Annotated in this window: 15 protein-coding genes; 5 read left to right on the top strand and 10 right to left on the bottom strand. The window is 42.4% G+C overall.

All coding sequences use genetic code 11. The features are described 5' to 3' along the window. Positions 1-3 precede the first annotated feature (3 nt). From polA to EXM22_RS03630, 7 genes are all read right to left on the bottom strand, one after another. The gene (polA, locus tag EXM22_RS03660; RefSeq protein ID WP_149485208.1) at positions 4-2,688 is read right to left on the bottom strand and encodes a DNA polymerase I; all 2,685 of its coding nucleotides are present in this window, start codon (positions 2,686-2,688) and stop codon (positions 4-6) included. After that, a complete protein-coding gene (locus EXM22_RS03655) occupies positions 2,685-3,014 on the bottom strand; it encodes a hypothetical protein (protein WP_149485207.1) in 330 nt (109 codons plus the stop codon). Before EXM22_RS03655 ends, polA begins: the two co-directional genes overlap by 4 nt. A gap of 97 nt (positions 3,015-3,111) precedes the next feature. Beyond that, positions 3,112-3,528 carry a flagellar export chaperone FliS gene (gene fliS / locus EXM22_RS03650; protein WP_149485206.1) on the bottom strand — a complete coding sequence of 139 codons (417 nt, stop codon included), beginning with the start codon at positions 3,526-3,528 and terminating at the stop codon, positions 3,112-3,114. Between the two features lie 192 nt (positions 3,529-3,720). Beyond that, entirely contained in the window at positions 3,721-5,988 is a 2,268-nt protein-coding gene (locus EXM22_RS03645) for a polysaccharide deacetylase family protein (protein ID WP_168203325.1), read from the bottom strand. A 69-nt stretch (positions 5,989-6,057) separates the two neighbouring features. Next, positions 6,058-6,300, bottom strand: a complete 243-nt coding sequence (locus EXM22_RS03640; protein WP_149485204.1) for a hypothetical protein — start codon at positions 6,298-6,300, stop codon at positions 6,058-6,060. Positions 6,301-6,332: 32 nt separating this feature from the next. After that, positions 6,333-6,659 carry a hypothetical protein gene (locus EXM22_RS03635; protein ID WP_149485203.1) on the bottom strand — a complete coding sequence of 109 codons (327 nt, stop codon included), beginning with the start codon at positions 6,657-6,659 and terminating at the stop codon, positions 6,333-6,335. A gap of 2 nt (positions 6,660-6,661) precedes the next feature. Beyond that, positions 6,662-7,969 carry a PhoH family protein gene (locus EXM22_RS03630; RefSeq protein WP_149485202.1) on the bottom strand — a complete coding sequence of 436 codons (1,308 nt, stop codon included), beginning with the start codon at positions 7,967-7,969 and terminating at the stop codon, positions 6,662-6,664. Positions 7,970-8,181: 212 nt separating this feature from the next. Here EXM22_RS03630 and trkA point away from each other — a divergent pair, with 212 nt between their 5' ends. Together trkA and EXM22_RS03620 are read left to right on the top strand one after the other, a co-directional pair. Next, positions 8,182-9,588 (top strand): Trk system potassium transporter TrkA, encoded by a 1,407-nt coding sequence (trkA, locus tag EXM22_RS03625; protein WP_149485201.1) that lies wholly within the window; start codon positions 8,182-8,184, stop codon positions 9,586-9,588. A 5-nt stretch (positions 9,589-9,593) separates the two neighbouring features. Continuing rightward, the gene (locus tag EXM22_RS03620) at positions 9,594-11,051 is read left to right on the top strand and encodes a TrkH family potassium uptake protein (protein WP_210411546.1); all 1,458 of its coding nucleotides are present in this window, start codon (positions 9,594-9,596) and stop codon (positions 11,049-11,051) included. Between the two features lie 21 nt (positions 11,052-11,072). Here EXM22_RS03620 and EXM22_RS03615 read toward each other — a convergent pair whose 3' ends face one another. From EXM22_RS03615 to EXM22_RS03605, 3 genes are read right to left on the bottom strand one after another with little or no spacing between them, the layout of a single operon-like run. Then, a complete protein-coding gene (locus EXM22_RS03615) occupies positions 11,073-11,822 on the bottom strand; it encodes a sulfite exporter TauE/SafE family protein (protein ID WP_168203324.1) in 750 nt (249 codons plus the stop codon). A gap of 12 nt (positions 11,823-11,834) precedes the next feature. Beyond that, positions 11,835-12,731: a fructosamine kinase family protein gene (locus EXM22_RS03610; RefSeq protein WP_149485198.1), complete on the bottom strand. Its 897-nt coding sequence runs from the start codon at positions 12,729-12,731 to the stop codon at positions 11,835-11,837. Beyond that, positions 12,728-13,201 (bottom strand): low molecular weight protein-tyrosine-phosphatase, encoded by a 474-nt coding sequence (locus EXM22_RS03605; protein ID WP_149485197.1) that lies wholly within the window; start codon positions 13,199-13,201, stop codon positions 12,728-12,730. The genes EXM22_RS03610 and EXM22_RS03605 overlap by 4 nt, the downstream gene beginning before the upstream one ends. A gap of 167 nt (positions 13,202-13,368) precedes the next feature. On the opposite strand from EXM22_RS03605, the gene EXM22_RS03600 reads away from it, so the two are divergent. From EXM22_RS03600 to EXM22_RS03590, 3 genes are all read left to right on the top strand, one after another. Next, on the top strand, positions 13,369-14,130 hold the full coding sequence (locus EXM22_RS03600; RefSeq protein ID WP_149485196.1) for an exodeoxyribonuclease III: 762 nt from the start codon (positions 13,369-13,371) through the stop codon (positions 14,128-14,130). Between the two features lie 95 nt (positions 14,131-14,225). Then, positions 14,226-14,861, top strand: a complete 636-nt coding sequence (locus tag EXM22_RS03595; RefSeq protein WP_149485195.1) for a rhomboid family intramembrane serine protease — start codon at positions 14,226-14,228, stop codon at positions 14,859-14,861. Between the two features lie 103 nt (positions 14,862-14,964). Next, on the top strand, positions 14,965-16,371 hold the full coding sequence (locus EXM22_RS03590) for an anthranilate synthase component I family protein (protein ID WP_149485194.1): 1,407 nt from the start codon (positions 14,965-14,967) through the stop codon (positions 16,369-16,371).

Here is a 16,371-nt window from a genome sequence, read left to right as displayed (position 1 = left end):
AGATTAATGGATTTCACCCCAATTTGAACCCTGTTCCACATTGACCTTAAGGGGAACATCCATAGACCAGGCACCTTCCATTACTTTTTCTAGAAGAAAAGAACATGAATCCACTTCAGCTTCAGGAACTTCCAGTATAATTTCATCGTGGACTTGAAGGAGAACACGGGACTTCAGCTTTTTTTGAGCAATGGCCCAGTCTATGCCCAGCATCGCCCGTTTGACAATATCCGCTGCAGAGCCCTGTATTCTTGTGTTTACTGCGACCCTGACAGCCGCGCTTTTTTCCATTTTGTTACGGCTAGAGATCTCCCGAACGGGTCTAAAACGGCCTAGAATTGTATAGACTCCGCCGTCAATCTCGGCCTGAGCCACAGTATCATCCACAAACTGTTTGATGCCGGAATACTCTTCAAAATAGGTTTCTATAAATCCTGCAGCTTCTGCCCTGGAAATTTTTAGTTCATTGGAAAGTCTAAAAGGCGACATGCCGTACATCACCCCAAAATTTATGGTCTTGGCTATCCGCCGCTGATTGGCATTAACATCTTCCAAGGGTGTTTTAAAAATAAGTGCTGCTGTTTTAGAATGAACATCCTCTCCGCTTAAAAAAGCTTCTTTGAGACCGGGATCTCCCGACAGGTGTGCAAGGACCACGAGTTCGATCTGAGAATAATCGGCCGATAAAAATACATGACCATCTCGAGGATAAAATGCCCGTCTTATCCGCCTTCCATTCTCGTCCTTCACTGGAATATTTTGCAGGTTCGGATCTTTGCAGGCAATACGGCCCGTAGCAGTTCCTGTTTGTATAAAGGAGGTATGAATTCTACCACTCTCTGAATTGACCATTTTAGGAAGAGTATCCACATAGGTTGATTTAAGCTTTGACAGCCCCCTATGTATAAGGATTTTCTCGGGAACAGGATCTTCTGATGCCAGTTGCTTGAGCACAGATGTATCTGTTGAATAACCGCTTTTAGTTTTTTTAATGGGCTGCAGCTTACGGTCTGTAAAGAGAACTTCTTGAAGCTGTTTAGTAGAGCTGATATTAAACTCTTTACCGCATAACTCGTAAATTTCTTTTTCAAGAGACCTTAAGGCGTCTCCAAGCTCAAGGCCATACTGCTCCAATTCCTCTTTATTCACCAAGATTCCTCGAAGTTCCATCTCCGCTAAAATCCTGACGAGGGGCATCTCTAGAGAATGAAAGAGTTCATCCAGTTTCTCTTCTTTTAATTTGGCCGACAGAACTTCAAAGAGTCTCCAGGTAATGTCTGCATCTTCTGCTGCATACTCAACAGCCTGATCCAGGGGTACATCAGAAAAGACTCCCCCTTTGGGGACAATATCCTTGAAGTGAACCGTCTTATACCCTAAATATCTCTCGGCCAGAAAATCCATATTGACCGGTGATCCGGCATCGATCATCCAGGCGGCAATCATGGTATCAAACCAGATGTTGGCCGGTTTAATGCCCCATCGTTTCAGGACTTTATAATCATATTTTATATTCTGTCCGATGACTTTGATCGTCTTGTCTTCTAGAAGAGGCTTGAGCTTTTCCCGGACAATCTCTGCATCCAAACAATCTGCGCCTTCCGCCTTCAACGGAATATAACAGGCCTCTTCCTTACCGGTCGAAAGACAAATTCCCACAAGATTAGCGATCATAGGATTCAGGTTATCTGTTTCAGTATCTAAGGATACCATGGATGATTTCCGTACTTTATCCACCCAATGATTCAGATCCTCTTCTGTTAAAATAGATGAATAGTCACCTTTTTTCTGGGCTTCAGCGGCTGATTCATGTTCTTCTGATAGGGAAGGACAGATTTCCATTGCCAGGCTCTGCAGTCCCTCTCTCATCAACAGCCTGGCAGCTTCTTCAGAGTTCCGATTTTTGACTGTCAAATCATCAATGTGAAACTCCACAGGAACATCTTCCTTGATTATGACCAATTCTTTGCTGAAATAGGCCATTTCACGATGATCTTCCAGCTTCTGTCTTTGACTCTTGCTCTTAATTTCATCAAGATGTTCATATATGCCGTCGAGCGTTTTGTATGCCTGAAGAAGTTTAGCAGCAGTTTTCGGACCGATACCGGCTACTCCCGGAATGTTATCTGCCGAATCTCCCACAAGTGATAGATAGTCTACAATCTGCTCAGGCCAGACTCCCCGGTCTTCAAAAACGCCATCCCTGTCTACTTCGAGTAAATTACCATTATCAAACTTGATGATGCCCACGCCGTCTCCGGCAAACTGCAGAAGGTCTTTATCTCCCGAAATTATAAAACAGGGACGCCCTTCCAGTCTTGATTGAACAGCCAGAGTGCCCATGAGATCATCTGCTTCATATCCGTCCACTCTCAAAGTGGGAACCTCCATAAGACTGAGGATCTCCTCAATGAGGGGAATCTGCTCAAACAGGTCATCTGGTGATTTATCTCTTGTAGCCTTATAGGCCGGATACATTTCATGCCTGAAGGTTTTTGTTTTTGAATCCATAAGAACGACAAAGCGTTCGGTTTTTCGCTTTTCAAGGATGCTAATCATGGTCCTTATAAATCCAAAAACGGCAGAGATATTTTTACCCTCTGAATTTCTCAGTGGTGAGCGTATGAATCCGAAATAGGATCTGTAAATTAGGCTGTATCCGTCTAGGAGATAGAGTGTCTCTTTCATAGTTTGATATCGATCAGCCTCGGGGCTGTTTCCTTATTGTTAGATTTGAATCTTATATGACCTTTGCTATTCTGTCTTTCCTTTGCAAGGACGGCCATACCAGACCTCAGAGACTCGCTCCCCTTGATCCTGAGAGCCGCAGACTTTCTTCTCATGCTGGCAAGGTCTGATAATTCCGGAGCGGCCTTTTCTGCCAGCACAGAGGCTTCTTTCAGCCATTTCTGTATGATCCTTTCCTGACGTATGATTTTTCTGGAAATCCTTTGTTCTTCCACCATGACCGAATTGAGCTGGGACTTCAAAGGATTTGCGGACAAGAGTATCATTTGTTCGATGATAGAATTATAAACAGAATAATCAGAACAAAGTGTTCTGATTAGTTTGGAGAACCATAAGACCTCATTTGCCACCGGATAACATCTCCTATCCGGCTATATTAACACCCATGGGAGAGGAGCCAGAAACGCCCTGACCTTCAATGGATGCCCAGGCGTCTCGAAGCTCAGACATCATTCTTCTGATTTCAACCAGAGATTCAGGTGTCTTGTCGATATTGGCCTGAAGAAGCTGCTGATTAAAGAACATATACAAATTATATAGATTCTGAGCGATGTCTCCACCTTTTTCAAAATCAAGTGATGCCATCAATTCTGTTATGATATCTTGAGTTTTCACAATGGAATTGTGAATTTTATCCAGTTTCTTATCGGGCCTCTTAATTTCATCTGAAGCAATATCCAACTGCTTTACCGCTTCTTCATAGAGCATAACAATTAAACGACCCTGGCTGGCTGTCTTGACTTTCGTCTGATGATAGGCATTTAACGGATTTCTATTCATGTAAGAAAGGCCTCCCCTGATTCTTCAGTATATTTTCGGAAGATTCCGAATATTTCTTAACTAAAAGTTTGATTAATAACGATTTTTTCTATGGATCAAAACCTATAATTCCTCATCATTAAAATCAAGTCTCTAATTCATCATTCTGCAAAGACGGATCTGTTTTAAACAATTCTCTTTGCTAAGCAAGTCTCAGCGGCTACTTTTAATCATCTCCGACAGATCAACAAATTCGTACCCCTGCCGTATTAGCTCCTCAATGACCATGGGGAGCAACATAACAAGAGACTCCTCCTGCCCTGGATTTTTCCCCAAAGTAAAGGGAATAATTGCACCGGGATGCACTTGTGATAGGAGAGCCTCGGCCTGATTCACAGCTTCAGAAACATAAGTATGTTCCCTATCCCATCTGCCATCTTTGTCATTTATGGGCAGGTCAGTTCCAATATATATATACTGCAACGATTCAGAAGCATCCAGAATTTCCGAATTTATAAAATAATGAGGAGTGTGCCAGAGGAGAGATAACTCTTTGCCTGTGGCAATAAAGTAATCATCCTCATTCCGTGCCATCCCCTTTTTCAGAAACTCCTGATCTATATTGTAAGACGAATCAGACATATCAAACCATGTATAAAACAGAGAACCCACGGTATGACCTGAATCAGCGATCAACCTGGTTTCGACAGGATTGGCATGTATAAAATCACCATTGATGAAAATCGTCGCCTCTACACCGTATTTTTCAAGTATATTCAGAATTTCCAGAACACCCTCAGAAGAATCAACAGCATTTAAAACGAGGGTAATTTCATTACTTTCAACCGAGAGACCATGATCAAAAAACCAGGGATTGCCCCGAGTAGGTTTCTCTTGCTGAACCGGAAGGTTCTGGAGATCTTGTTTTTGATACACAGGCAAAAAATCCAGTGTTGAATACCCTTCCATATTCCTGATTTTCAGGGAGGAGCTATACCAACCGCCCCTTATGTCTTCCAGGTATATACGGTATTTGGCCGTACTCTGTCTGCTTGGACGAAGTTCAACGGCAGAATCCTGAGGTATCCAGTTCTTTGATTCATTATATTTATACCACTGTTCATCAGAAAGTCCATAAAGATCTCCTGACAGATCAAAACCTGTCCTTTCTAACTGGCTGAGACCTATGATCTGAGGTTCTCCAGAGGATTTACTGATACTTGTGATTGAATTCATTCCAGTACTGTAATAAAAATCCCGTCCCCAGAAAAAAGAAAGGCTGTTTTTCAGAGGAAAAGTTTGGAGTTTTGCCATGGTCAATCCACTGTATAGATCGACAGATTCATCCTTGAAAATAGCAAATTGATTCCCTCTCTCGTTGGCTGACAAACCTGTAATTTCACCTGACTCGAGTTCACTGAATCCAGTATCTCCAGCTTTACAGAATAAAATCCGACCTCGATTTTCCTTATTATTCCTGAGAAAAAGAAGAAGCGTTCCATTACTGAGCCATTTTTGGTTTACAATCCGTGTGTAGCCCTTTGTGAAGAGCATCGGTTCTTGCTGGAGAAAACCGGATGTTTCCTGATGATCCACAAGGGGAATAACCATACCCTCCAAACCATTTTTTATAAGAAACAGCCTTTTTCCGTCTCGGTCTAATGAATATCTATCAAATACGGGATCAAAAGAAACGGGGATACGGCTCCAAACGACTCCTTTTCTAAATGGATCAGAGTAAAAAGAGCGGGTAAAGAATTCTGAACTATGAACCCTGTAGAGCAGTTTATCACTTAAAATATAGAGATAATTACCGGATTTCCATTGAATGGATTGAATATCCTGAAATCCTAAATTTCTAAAGGATTCTGCGGGAATACGACCGGACAGATACTGATCAATAGAAAAATAGAAGAGTTCACGTCCTCTTCTGTATATAAAATACTTTGAATCCGGTGACCATTTGACCATCTCATGGATATATTCTTTCTTCAATTGATTTGTAATGTTCAAGGAAACATTCATTTCCCTATCATACAAAATTAAAGATGCGCTATCTTCAACTTCTCTAATAAAAACGGCATACCGACCGTCGGGACTCATTTCCAGGGGTTTCAAAGATAGAGGCGAAATGGGAGTTCCAGTGGAAAAGGAGGGAATGAAATCATGTTCCATCCAGGTTTGCAGCTCACCATTATAAGTGAATAGACCGAACTGATTGTAAATCATCAACTCATTTCTTAAAGGGAAATAAAAACTTTTTTCAGGGAAAATAGTAATTGCTTCCGATTGAAGAGATTCTGCTTTTCCTTTGACAAGGGTTTTATAGGTCATTCCCGAAACAGAAGGATTTGTAATTGTAAGGATGATTTCGTTCCGTTTATTAATATCGAATTCCGAAAACTCCAATCTTCTGTTCTGAGAATGAAGAATTAAAACTGGGAGGATCATGAAGATTATTAGAGTGATTTTCTGACGCATATCCTGCCTATTATCGGCTAATTTTTTATATAAGAATAGAACCTTCTGATATTCCATTGAGATGAAGGATTAATGAGACGCTTTAGACAAAAAAGCTTCCAATTCTTCTTCCAGATTATCAAGACAGGTTTCAAGCTTTTCCAATTCATGAAGACGATCCGCCAGCTGAATTTTTTCCAATTTATCCATGGAACGGCTCAAGACCTGTGACAGGTCTGTTTTACTCTCAAGACTTTTCCCACACCAGGGGCAGTAAGTGTAACAAGAGCTTGTCAGTTTACCGCAGGATGAGCAGAATTTAACTTCGTCCATAGCTTCTCCTTACAAAATCGAAAAGTCTTATCTTAAATATTAACCAGATCAACCAAAATCTCAATAGATTTATAAGCTTCATCGCTTAAATCTTCTTTCTTTATCAATCCCCGGATCAAAGCATCCGCTACGGGAATTCCTGGATCACCATCTTCTTGATACTGCTTCTCAAGAGTCTCTTTCCGAAACCCCTTGTACCCATTGATGATCTGCTCCATTCGGTCAGAACCGATCCTCTTTTTCTTCCACTTCTCAAATTCACGATACAATGCATTCAGTTCTGTATCCTGGGCTGCTTTAAATGCTGTTTTTTTTAAGCGGTTAAGCTCTGTTAAAACCTTCTTAGAATATTCTGCCATAATTATAAAAGCTCCGATGCCAGTTCTGCTAATGGGCTTCTTTCTGAATGCCCCAAAGTTATATGTCCGGCCAGATTTACGTCCCGAAAGGCTTCCACAAGACAGGACAGCCCATTCGATTCTGCATCCAGGTAAGGATTATCAATCTGATGAGGGTCACCTGTTAAGACGACTTTCGTCCCTTCACCGGCACGACTGACGATTGTTTTGACCTCATGAGGGCTCAGGTTCTGAGCCTCATCTATGATTATATACTGCCTGGGCAGTGAACGTCCCCTAATATAAGTAAGAGCCTCAATTTCTATTATTTTATTATTCATTACCTGGTCAATACTCTTGAGATTCTGTTTATGCGCCACCTCAATAATGTACTCAAGATTATCAAAAAGCGGCTGCATCCAGGGACTCATCTTCTGACTTTTTGCTCCAGGTAAATACCCGATGTCCTTACCCATTGGAATAACAGGGCGGCTCAAGAGCACACGGGTATAGTTTTTTTCTTCCATGGTGATTTTAAGTCCGGCAGCAAGAGACAGCAGAGTTTTACCCGTACCGGCTTTACCTATGAGTGTAACAAGTTTAACCTCATCATCCATTAGGAGGTCCAGCGCTATCCGCTGCTGTAAATTGAGAGGGCGGATCCCCAGCACTGGTTCAATAGTGGGTACAATGGACTTTAATAAACCCTTTTTTGCATCCCAGCGGGCTATTTGAAAGGCTTTGGAAGTCGCACTTTCCTTCAGAATAACATACTGGTTAGGGTAAACCGTTATATCCTTTGGGCTTGCTTCACCCCTGTTTTCCAAGTCTTCCATAAGCTTTTTTTCACCATAGATTTCTCTGTAACCATCATAAAGATACTGTATATTGACCTTGTGTTTCTCATAATCAACGGCATGTATGCCGATGGAGGTAGCCTTGATTCTGGCATTGATATCTTTGGAAACAAAGAAGACATCTGGATTTTTATGCTGTAAAAACTTGGCACAAAGTATGATTTTATTGTCCATTTTCGCTGATGTTAAAGACTCTTCGACGGAGCGATCAAAATCAAGGCTGACCCTGAGGGTGCCTCCATTTTCAAGTTTAACACCATTTTGCAAATTACCGTGATGACTGATCTCATTCAGAAAACGAATAGCAGCACGGGCGCTTCTGCCGCGGCCTTCATGTTCGCTCTTTAACTTATCCAATTCTTCCAGCACCCAGATGGGAATCACGATATCACTGTCTTTGAAAGACAAAATTGCATCGGGCCTATGGATCAGTACATTGGTGTCTATTACGAAGGTCTTCTTCTTGTCTTTCATGGATGAAACTCCCGGAAAATACTCCTAATTATAGATTTATTCCGGATCTGAAGCAATCGTTTTTCCTCTTTATTGATTTTTTGAACCGACTTTAAACATTGAATATTTTTAAAACACAGACCATTTGTAAACATCAATACCACTATTAAGCCCTTTTAAAAGACCCTACAAATTGACAAGAAGAGAAAAATGCGAGTATTCTCTTGGAAGTTATGTATATAGTAATATTAGGTGCCGGACGCGTGGGAACACAGCTGGCCAGGCAATTGGTACTGGAAAAAAAGGATGTGGCTCTCATAGAGAGAGACTCTGAAAAAGCCAGAGATGCGGCCAACAGACTGGACTGCCTTATCATCAATGATGAAGGAAATAGTCTGGAAGGGCTGACTAAGGCAGGTATTCAAAAGGCTGATATTTTTGTTAGCGTGACCGATAGTGATGAAACAAACCTCATTGCCTGCGGTCTGGTATCTGCCGAATATGACAAAGTAAAGACAATTGCTCGGGTCAGAAACCTGGATTACTCACGTACCAAAATGATTTCAAACTCCTTTTTGGGAATCGATTATGTGATTAATCCGGAGATTGAAGCCGCACGAATCATCAGCTATGCCATCAGTCATGGGGCACGCAGTGATATCATGCTTTTTGAAAACACAAGTCTTCAGATGCGGAACCTGAACATACGTAAAGAATCTGCCTTTGTCGGTCAAAGCCTAAAATCGGTACGACAAAATATGGACTTTGCCTTTTTGATAGCCGCCATCCTCAGGGATGAACATTATATAATTCCATCGGGTGAAACAATTATCCAGGAAGGCGATCAGCTGTATATTATCTCTTCTGAAAAGGGTTTTGAACTGATTTTTAAGCTTGAAGACCTTAAAAAATCTGAATTAAACCAGATAACTTTGATTGGAGGGGGGCATATCAGCGCCTATGTTGTGGAAGAACTCCTGAATCAGGATCACAACAACTTTTCACGTGTGGGCAAATCCAAGATTGGTCGTTTATTCAATAGAAAACACAAACGGTCTCTCCAGATTATCGAAAAAGACTACGATCGCTGCAAAGAATTGGCGGAACGATTTCCTCAAGTCCTTGTGACACATGCGGATGTAACAGATGACAGCTTTAATGAAGAAGAATTTTTAGCTGGAACAGACCTCATTATAACTGCCACCAATAATCAGGAACTCAATATAATTACAGGGATTTATGCCAAAACACTTGGTGTGGACAAGGCCATGGCTCTTGTTATAAGAAACAGTTACCGCAACATGGCTCACAATTTAAATGTAGATGTCACGGTTTGTCTAAATGACACAGTCGTCAACTCCATCCTAAAGGTCATACGAAAGGGGAATATCAAAAATGTCCATGCCCTGTCGGGGGGTAAACTAGAGGTTGTAGAGTTTCAGATAGAAGAAAACTCTCCCATTGCCGGTAAAAAAATCAGTGAATTAAAACTTCCTGAAAAATCTCTTGTTATTTTTCTCTCTCATGAAGGACAGGATATTATTCCAACAGGCGACACCATAATTGGACGCAATGATTATGTGGTTCTGATCCTGGAAAGAGAATCTGTCTCACGCATTGAAAAGATCATATCCGGATAAATATTATGAAAATGAAACTGATTCTTCATGTTCTGGTGATCCTGCTGGCCATCATATCATTGTTTATGCTCATTCCCGCTGGAATTGCCCTGTTTTATGGGGAAACTGAATGCTTAAGAGCCTTCCTTCTTCCCATCATTGTCCTCTTACCTCTTGCCATTGGACTCTATGTAATTACCCGAAAAAACAGGGACAAGGTCATGAGTCCCAGAGATGGTTTCATGCTTGTCAGTCTTGCATGGATCAGTGCATCCGCATTGGGAGCCATGCCTTTTTATCTATCTGGAACCATACCTTCCTTTACAGATGCCTATTTTGAAACAATGAGCGGCTTTACCACAACAGGTGCCTCCATATTAACGGCCATTGAAGGCTTACCCTTCTCGATTCTCTTTTGGAGGAGCCTGACGCATTGGCTGGGCGGTATGGGAATCGTTGTCTTAACGGTGGCTGTTTTTCCCCTCTTGGGAATTGGAGGACTTCAGCTTCTTAAAGCGGAAGCTCCCGGCCCGTCAGTCGATAAAATAACACCAAAGATTGCCCATACGGCAAAACTTCTATGGTTTATCTACCTCGGTATGACTGTCATAGAGACTCTTTTACTCTTGTTGGGAGGCATGAATCTCTTTGATTCTTTGACTCATACATTCGGTACCATGGCAACCGGGGGATTCAGCACGAAAAACACAAGTGTGGGCTATTATGATTCCCCTTTTATTCACTGGGTGATCACCATATTCATGGTGATGGCAGGATTGAACTTTGCCCTGTATTTCAAACTGTTAACAGGCAGAATCAAGGGATTTCTCATCGATTCTGAAATGAAAGCCTATCTTGGAATTTTCCTGATAGCATCATTGGCCATTACTTTTTCACTCATGAAAAATCATGTGTTTCATGGTTTCTTTGAAAGCCTCCGGTATGCTGCCTTTCAGGTTGCTTCCATCCTCACGACCACAGGATTTGCCACGACCAATTATGATCTCTGGCCGGAATTCAGTAAAACAATTTTATTCTTAATGATGTTTGTAGGGGGATGTGCCGGATCTACCGGAGGTGGGATTAAGGTTGTCAGAATCGTAACCCTCTTTAAATTGGCTTTCAGGGAGCTGAAGAGACTGATCTACCCTCGTGGTGTATTCCATCTCAGACTAAATAAAATGGTCCTAAGAAAGGATATCATCTCTGTGATTACCGGTTTTGTATTTCTTTATGTATTCACCCTCCTTGTGACAACTGTAGTTGTTGCCGGAGGAGGATATGATATCCTCAGCTCTTTTTCGACAGCTCTGGTTACTGTAGGAAACATCGGTCCCGGTTTTAATCTGGTAGGACCGACAATGAACTTTTCCTTCTTTCAACCGGGAATCAAATGGTTCCTCAGTTTGGCAATGATGATGGGCCGTTTGGAAATATATACTGTGATGGTTCTTTTTATTCCTCATTTTTGGAGAAAGCTGTAGAGGATTGGTGCCGTACCAAGATTATCCCAAAAATAGTTTGACCGTTCCAAGCAGTGTTCCCAGAATGATGAACAATCGAAAAGGCTTTTCCGGTATGATCCGAACGAGCTTCAGCCCCAAAAACAATCCCAATAAAATAAAGGGAGACAATATGAGGGAAATTTTCAGTGTTTCTAAGCTCATGGACTTCCAGATGAAAAGGTGAACCGGAATTTTTAGTAGATTAACGATAAAAAAGAAGACCGCTCCCGTACCGATAAACACCATTTTAGGCAGATTCATGGACAAGAGATACAGGGACATAATGGGTCCTGCCGCATTTCCGACCATGGATGAAAATCCCCCGGTGAATCCAGCAATGCTATGAGCAGCCCAATGATCGGGAAGAATCAGAGTTTTGCTTGAAAACTCCTTATATACCATGAGAATCAGACAGAACAAAATAAAAAAGCTCATAACATATATGAATGATCTGTCTGAGAACAGCTGTCCTAGAAGCATCCCCCCTGCCAAACCGGCGAGGGTTGAGGGTAGAAGCTGTTTCAGATAGGACCACTTGATATTCTTTCTATAAATGATCACCGAGAATATGTCCCCCAAAATGAGCAGGGGCAGTACTGTGGATGAAGACGCTTTACCTCCGAAATAGGAAGCAAAAATAGGTATAACAATGATATTTATCCCTCTAAGGCCGGCTTTATTCCCGCCGATGGTGAGAGCACAGAGAGACAGGATAATCCAATCCTGCCAGGAAAGTATTTCGCTTAACAATGAGTACATCCTTCAAGAGTATTGACGGGCTAATGACAGAACAGAGCCTGCATAACTCCCACCAAAAAGATTTAAGTGATTGAGCATATGATAAAGATTATAGAGATCCTTTCTTTCATGATATCCCGGATGCAGGGGCCATTCCTTCTGATATCCCCGGTAAAACGAGGAAGAAAACCCACCAAAGAGTTCTGTCATGGCCAGGTCTGCTTCTCTATGACCAAAAGAAACTGCCGGATCAAAAATCCAGGCCTTCCCGTCATGACCGCACATGTAATTACCCGACCATAAGTCCCCATGAAGCAAACTGGCCTCTTCATCATCACAGGGGATAAGGATCTGGTCCAATCGGTCCATGACCCGATTTAACAGAGTTTGCATCTTCTTATCGATGAGTCCATTTTCCCGTGCCATCTTGATTTGAAATCCCAAGCGGCAGTCTCTAAAAAACTCGATCCAGCCGGTGGTGATGGAATTGACCTGCCGACTGGCTCCAATAAAATTATCGTAAGCAAGACCGCAGTATTTGCTACGAACATTCCTATGAAGTTTTGCCAGGGAGCATCCGAAATCTTCCCAGAAATTCTCCCCTTTTTCACCTGGTTCAATGTACTCCAGGAGGAGAAATGACTCGGACTCATCTATCCCACAGGCCAAAACGGCCGGAACTCTTGGGCCTTCTTCTGTTTGAGCCAGCTCTTTCAACCCGGATGCTTCTGCCTGGAACATCCCCAGTACATCGGCCTTGTTCTTTTTCATGAGGATACGCCGTCCGCTGGAAAGAGTCAGCACAGAGGTGCTACTGATACATCCCCCACTGACAGAATGTTCACTGACACAGGGCTTATCCTCCCCTTCCAGCGAGCTTAACGCCTTTGATAGAGAAGAAAACAGGGGCAATTCCTTCATGAAAGCTTTTCATCCTTCTTCAATTGATCTATCAGGACCCGGCAGCTTCTGTCCACAATGTCATACACGGTCTCAAACCCTTCGGGTCCTCCATACCATGGATCAGGTACATCCTGCCCTCCCTGGGGGTCCCATTCTCTCATGAGATGAATCTTTTCCTGATGAACAGGCCGGGCATGAGTCAATAAATCCTTACGATTTGATCTGTCCATGGGAATGATCAGATCATATTCATCCAGGTCAGACGGTTGAAATTTCCTAGCCAAATGGTTGATCACCACACCATGATCCTGCGCCGTCCTGCGCATCCTTGAATCGGCAGGTTCTCCAATATGCCAGGCTCCCGTTCCGCAGGATTCAACAAATACATTCAATCCTTCTTCTTCTGCCCTTTGCTGAAAAACCGCATGGGCCAGGGGTGAACGACATATATTTCCAAGACAGACAAACATCACTTTAAAATCAGACATTTTAATATTATACAAAGAGTCACTGCACAGGGTAAAGCATGACAGAGAAAGCTCACGCTGCTGCATTCATTATAATTAGATATTTGCTGATATCTCTTCATTGAATTCAAAGATGTATTGACTCATAATCAGGCCTTGACCTAGAATATTAGATTTGCGAGGTGATTATGACAAAGATTGTGTCCTGGAATGTAAATGGAATACGGGCTGTAGAGGGTAAAGGACTCTTTGAATGGATGGATGATTTTCAGCCGGATATTCTATGTCTTCAAGAGACAAAGGCTCAGCCAGAACAATTAAAACCGCATTTTATGAACAGAGACGGTTACAGCAGTTTCTTTATCAGTGCCGAAAAAAAAGGGTATAGTGGAACCGCTTTGTATACAAAGGTCCAGCCTCGGAGCGTCACTCCCCTTGGAATTGAAGAGTTCGATGTGGAAGGAAGAACACTCATTGCCGAATACCAGGATTTCACACTCATCAACTGCTACTTCCCCAATTCACAATCAGAGGGAAAACGGCTGGATTACAAAATCCGCTTCAATCAGGCCATAAAATCGAAACTGGATACACTGGTCTCTGAGGGTAAGAACATCGTAATTTGCGGAGACTTGAATGTAGCCCATAAACCCATAGACCTGACACATCCTAAAAATAATGAAAAGAACCCCGGTTACCTACCGGAAGAACGAGCCTGGATGGATGATTTTACCGAAAATGGCTATACAGATACGTTTAGGGTATTTCATAAAGAACCCGAACAGTATAGCTGGTGGTCCTACAGGATGAAGGCCCGAGAGCGGAACGTAGGGTGGCGACTGGACTACTTTTGTGTGAATGACAGTTTCTTGCCCCGGGTAAAAGACAGCCTGATACATCAGGAAGTCATGGGAAGCGATCATTGTCCCATAGAACTCATACTGGACTGAATATTTCAATCTCATCAAAAATCGTATCTTCTATGATCTGAGGATTAACCATTTATCGCAAAAAGCCGACAATTGGAAAAGGAGAATATAGAAGAATGAGATTGAAGTATAACGCTCCCGTTACCCTATCCTTCGGGCTGATTTGCACCTTTATTCTGGTTTGCGACCAATACCTTGTTCCCGGATTGGTTCAAGGTGTGTTTACCGCAGAGGGTGCCTTGACTTTTCAGCTGGATGACTTTCCTGCCTACATACGCCTCCTGACCCACGGATTCGGTCATGCCAACTGGGATCATCTGCTTCAGAATCTAACATTCATTCTTCTTTTGGGTCCTGTTTTAGAAGAAAAATACGGGTCTGGCAAGTTGGCATTCATGATGATCATCACCACACTGATCAACGGACTTCTCAATGCTCTTTTCTTTCCGACAGAACTACTGGGTGCCAGCGGCATTGCCTTCATGATGATCCTGCTCACATCCTTTGCGGGTTCACAGAAAAAAGAGATTCCCGTTTCCTTCCTGGCAATCCTGGGCGTTTATCTTGTCAAAGAATTTCTCAATGTCTTTAAAAACGACGATGTGTCTCAAATATCACATATAGTGGGGGGAATTTGCGGTGCCGTTTATGGTCTCTTTCTGAATTTTTTCAGCAGTGCACCCAAAAGGAATATTTCACCCACTCCTACAGCATCTCCAAATAGTTCCGCTAAAGAAACGATCATTCAGTAATCCCCTATTTTTATTCAATTTAGTATTGACAGGATTATACCATTTCTTTATGTTTCTATACATAAGAACGTTTCTACTCAAAGAAACAATGGAGAGATGAAACATGCCTGATAAAAATAAAAGATACTACAGCATCAAGGTTCCGGGTGATAAATTCACACCCTGTGCACTGGCCATAAAACTCAATGCCAAATGCCTACTGGAATCATCATCCTTATCTGGAGGACATTCCAGGTATTCCCTTCTATTGGTGGATGAGGCTTTCCGCATAGTACAGGAGAATGATGTTGTCTATAGAATCTCAGAAAAGGGAAAGGACAGGATCAGCCACAAAGATGAGGATATACTCCCCGTACTTCAGAAAATGGCATCCTGGCACCAGGATATAAAGGAAGAATTTCCAATTCCTGCCGGCGGCATGGGTTTCTTATCCTTTGAATTTGCAGCCTATTGTGATGATATAACGTTTGTTGAGAGAGAAGATTCACTGGGTTTACCCCTGGCAGAGTTCATCTTTGGTCATGTTGTCCTCGTGTTTGATCATTACACCGATGAAATCAATCTGATTGGTCTCAACTATCCAGATTTCGAAGTCAATCTCGAAGACGCAGTAGAAGCTGTGAAAAAACGTATTTTAGACTTTAATTTCAATTATATGACAGAGAACAGCCAGAGCATAAAAGGCACACTTTTACCTGACCCGGAAAGTGAAAAAGAATATGTCAAGATGGTTAATGTTTTAAAAGATGAAATCATCAAGGGTAATCTACTACAAGCTGTTCCCTCCAGAAGATTAACTGTACATACACAACAGACGGCGATGGACGCCTATAGGAACCTTCGGTCCAAGAATCCCTCTCCCTATCAGTTCTACCTTGATTTTGACGGCTATCAGCTGTTAGGGGCCTCTCCTGAAGTCCATGTCAAAGTGATCCACGGCGAAGTGATTATCCGCCCTATTGCGGGAACCAGACGACGCGGCAAGAATGAAAAAGAGGATCGAGCTCTGGAAAAAGAACTTCTTTCTGATGAAAAGGAAATTGCAGAACACCTCATGCTGGTCGACTTAGCTAGGAATGATCTGGGAAGAGTCTGCACTCCCGGCAGTATCGAAATTACTGAAAAAATGATCATTGAACGGTATTCAAAGGTGATGCATATTGTGTCTGAGGTCAAAGGTAAATTAAAAGATGATGTAAATGCTGCGGATGTCATTCGCGCGACATTTCCGGCAGGAACCGTTTCCGGTGCGCCTAAAATCCAGGCCATTAAAACCATCTCTCGTCTTGAAAAGATCAACAGAGGGTTTTATGCAGGACTTGTAGGATATTTTGATGCCAACGGGAGCCTCGACAGCTGTATTACCATTCGAAGTGCTCTTAAAAAGGATGATTTCCTTTACCTCCAGGCAGGTGGCGGAATTGTCTATGATTCGACGGCTGAGCGGGAATTGGAAGAAACAAAAGAAAAGATGAGGGCCATGGCCCTGGCAGCAGGAGTAGAGGTATAA

This window comes from Oceanispirochaeta crateris, assembly GCF_008329965.1.
Taxonomy (GTDB): domain Bacteria; phylum Spirochaetota; class Spirochaetia; order DSM-2461; family DSM-2461; genus Oceanispirochaeta; species Oceanispirochaeta crateris.
This window is presented reverse-complemented; position numbering and strand designations above follow the sequence as displayed.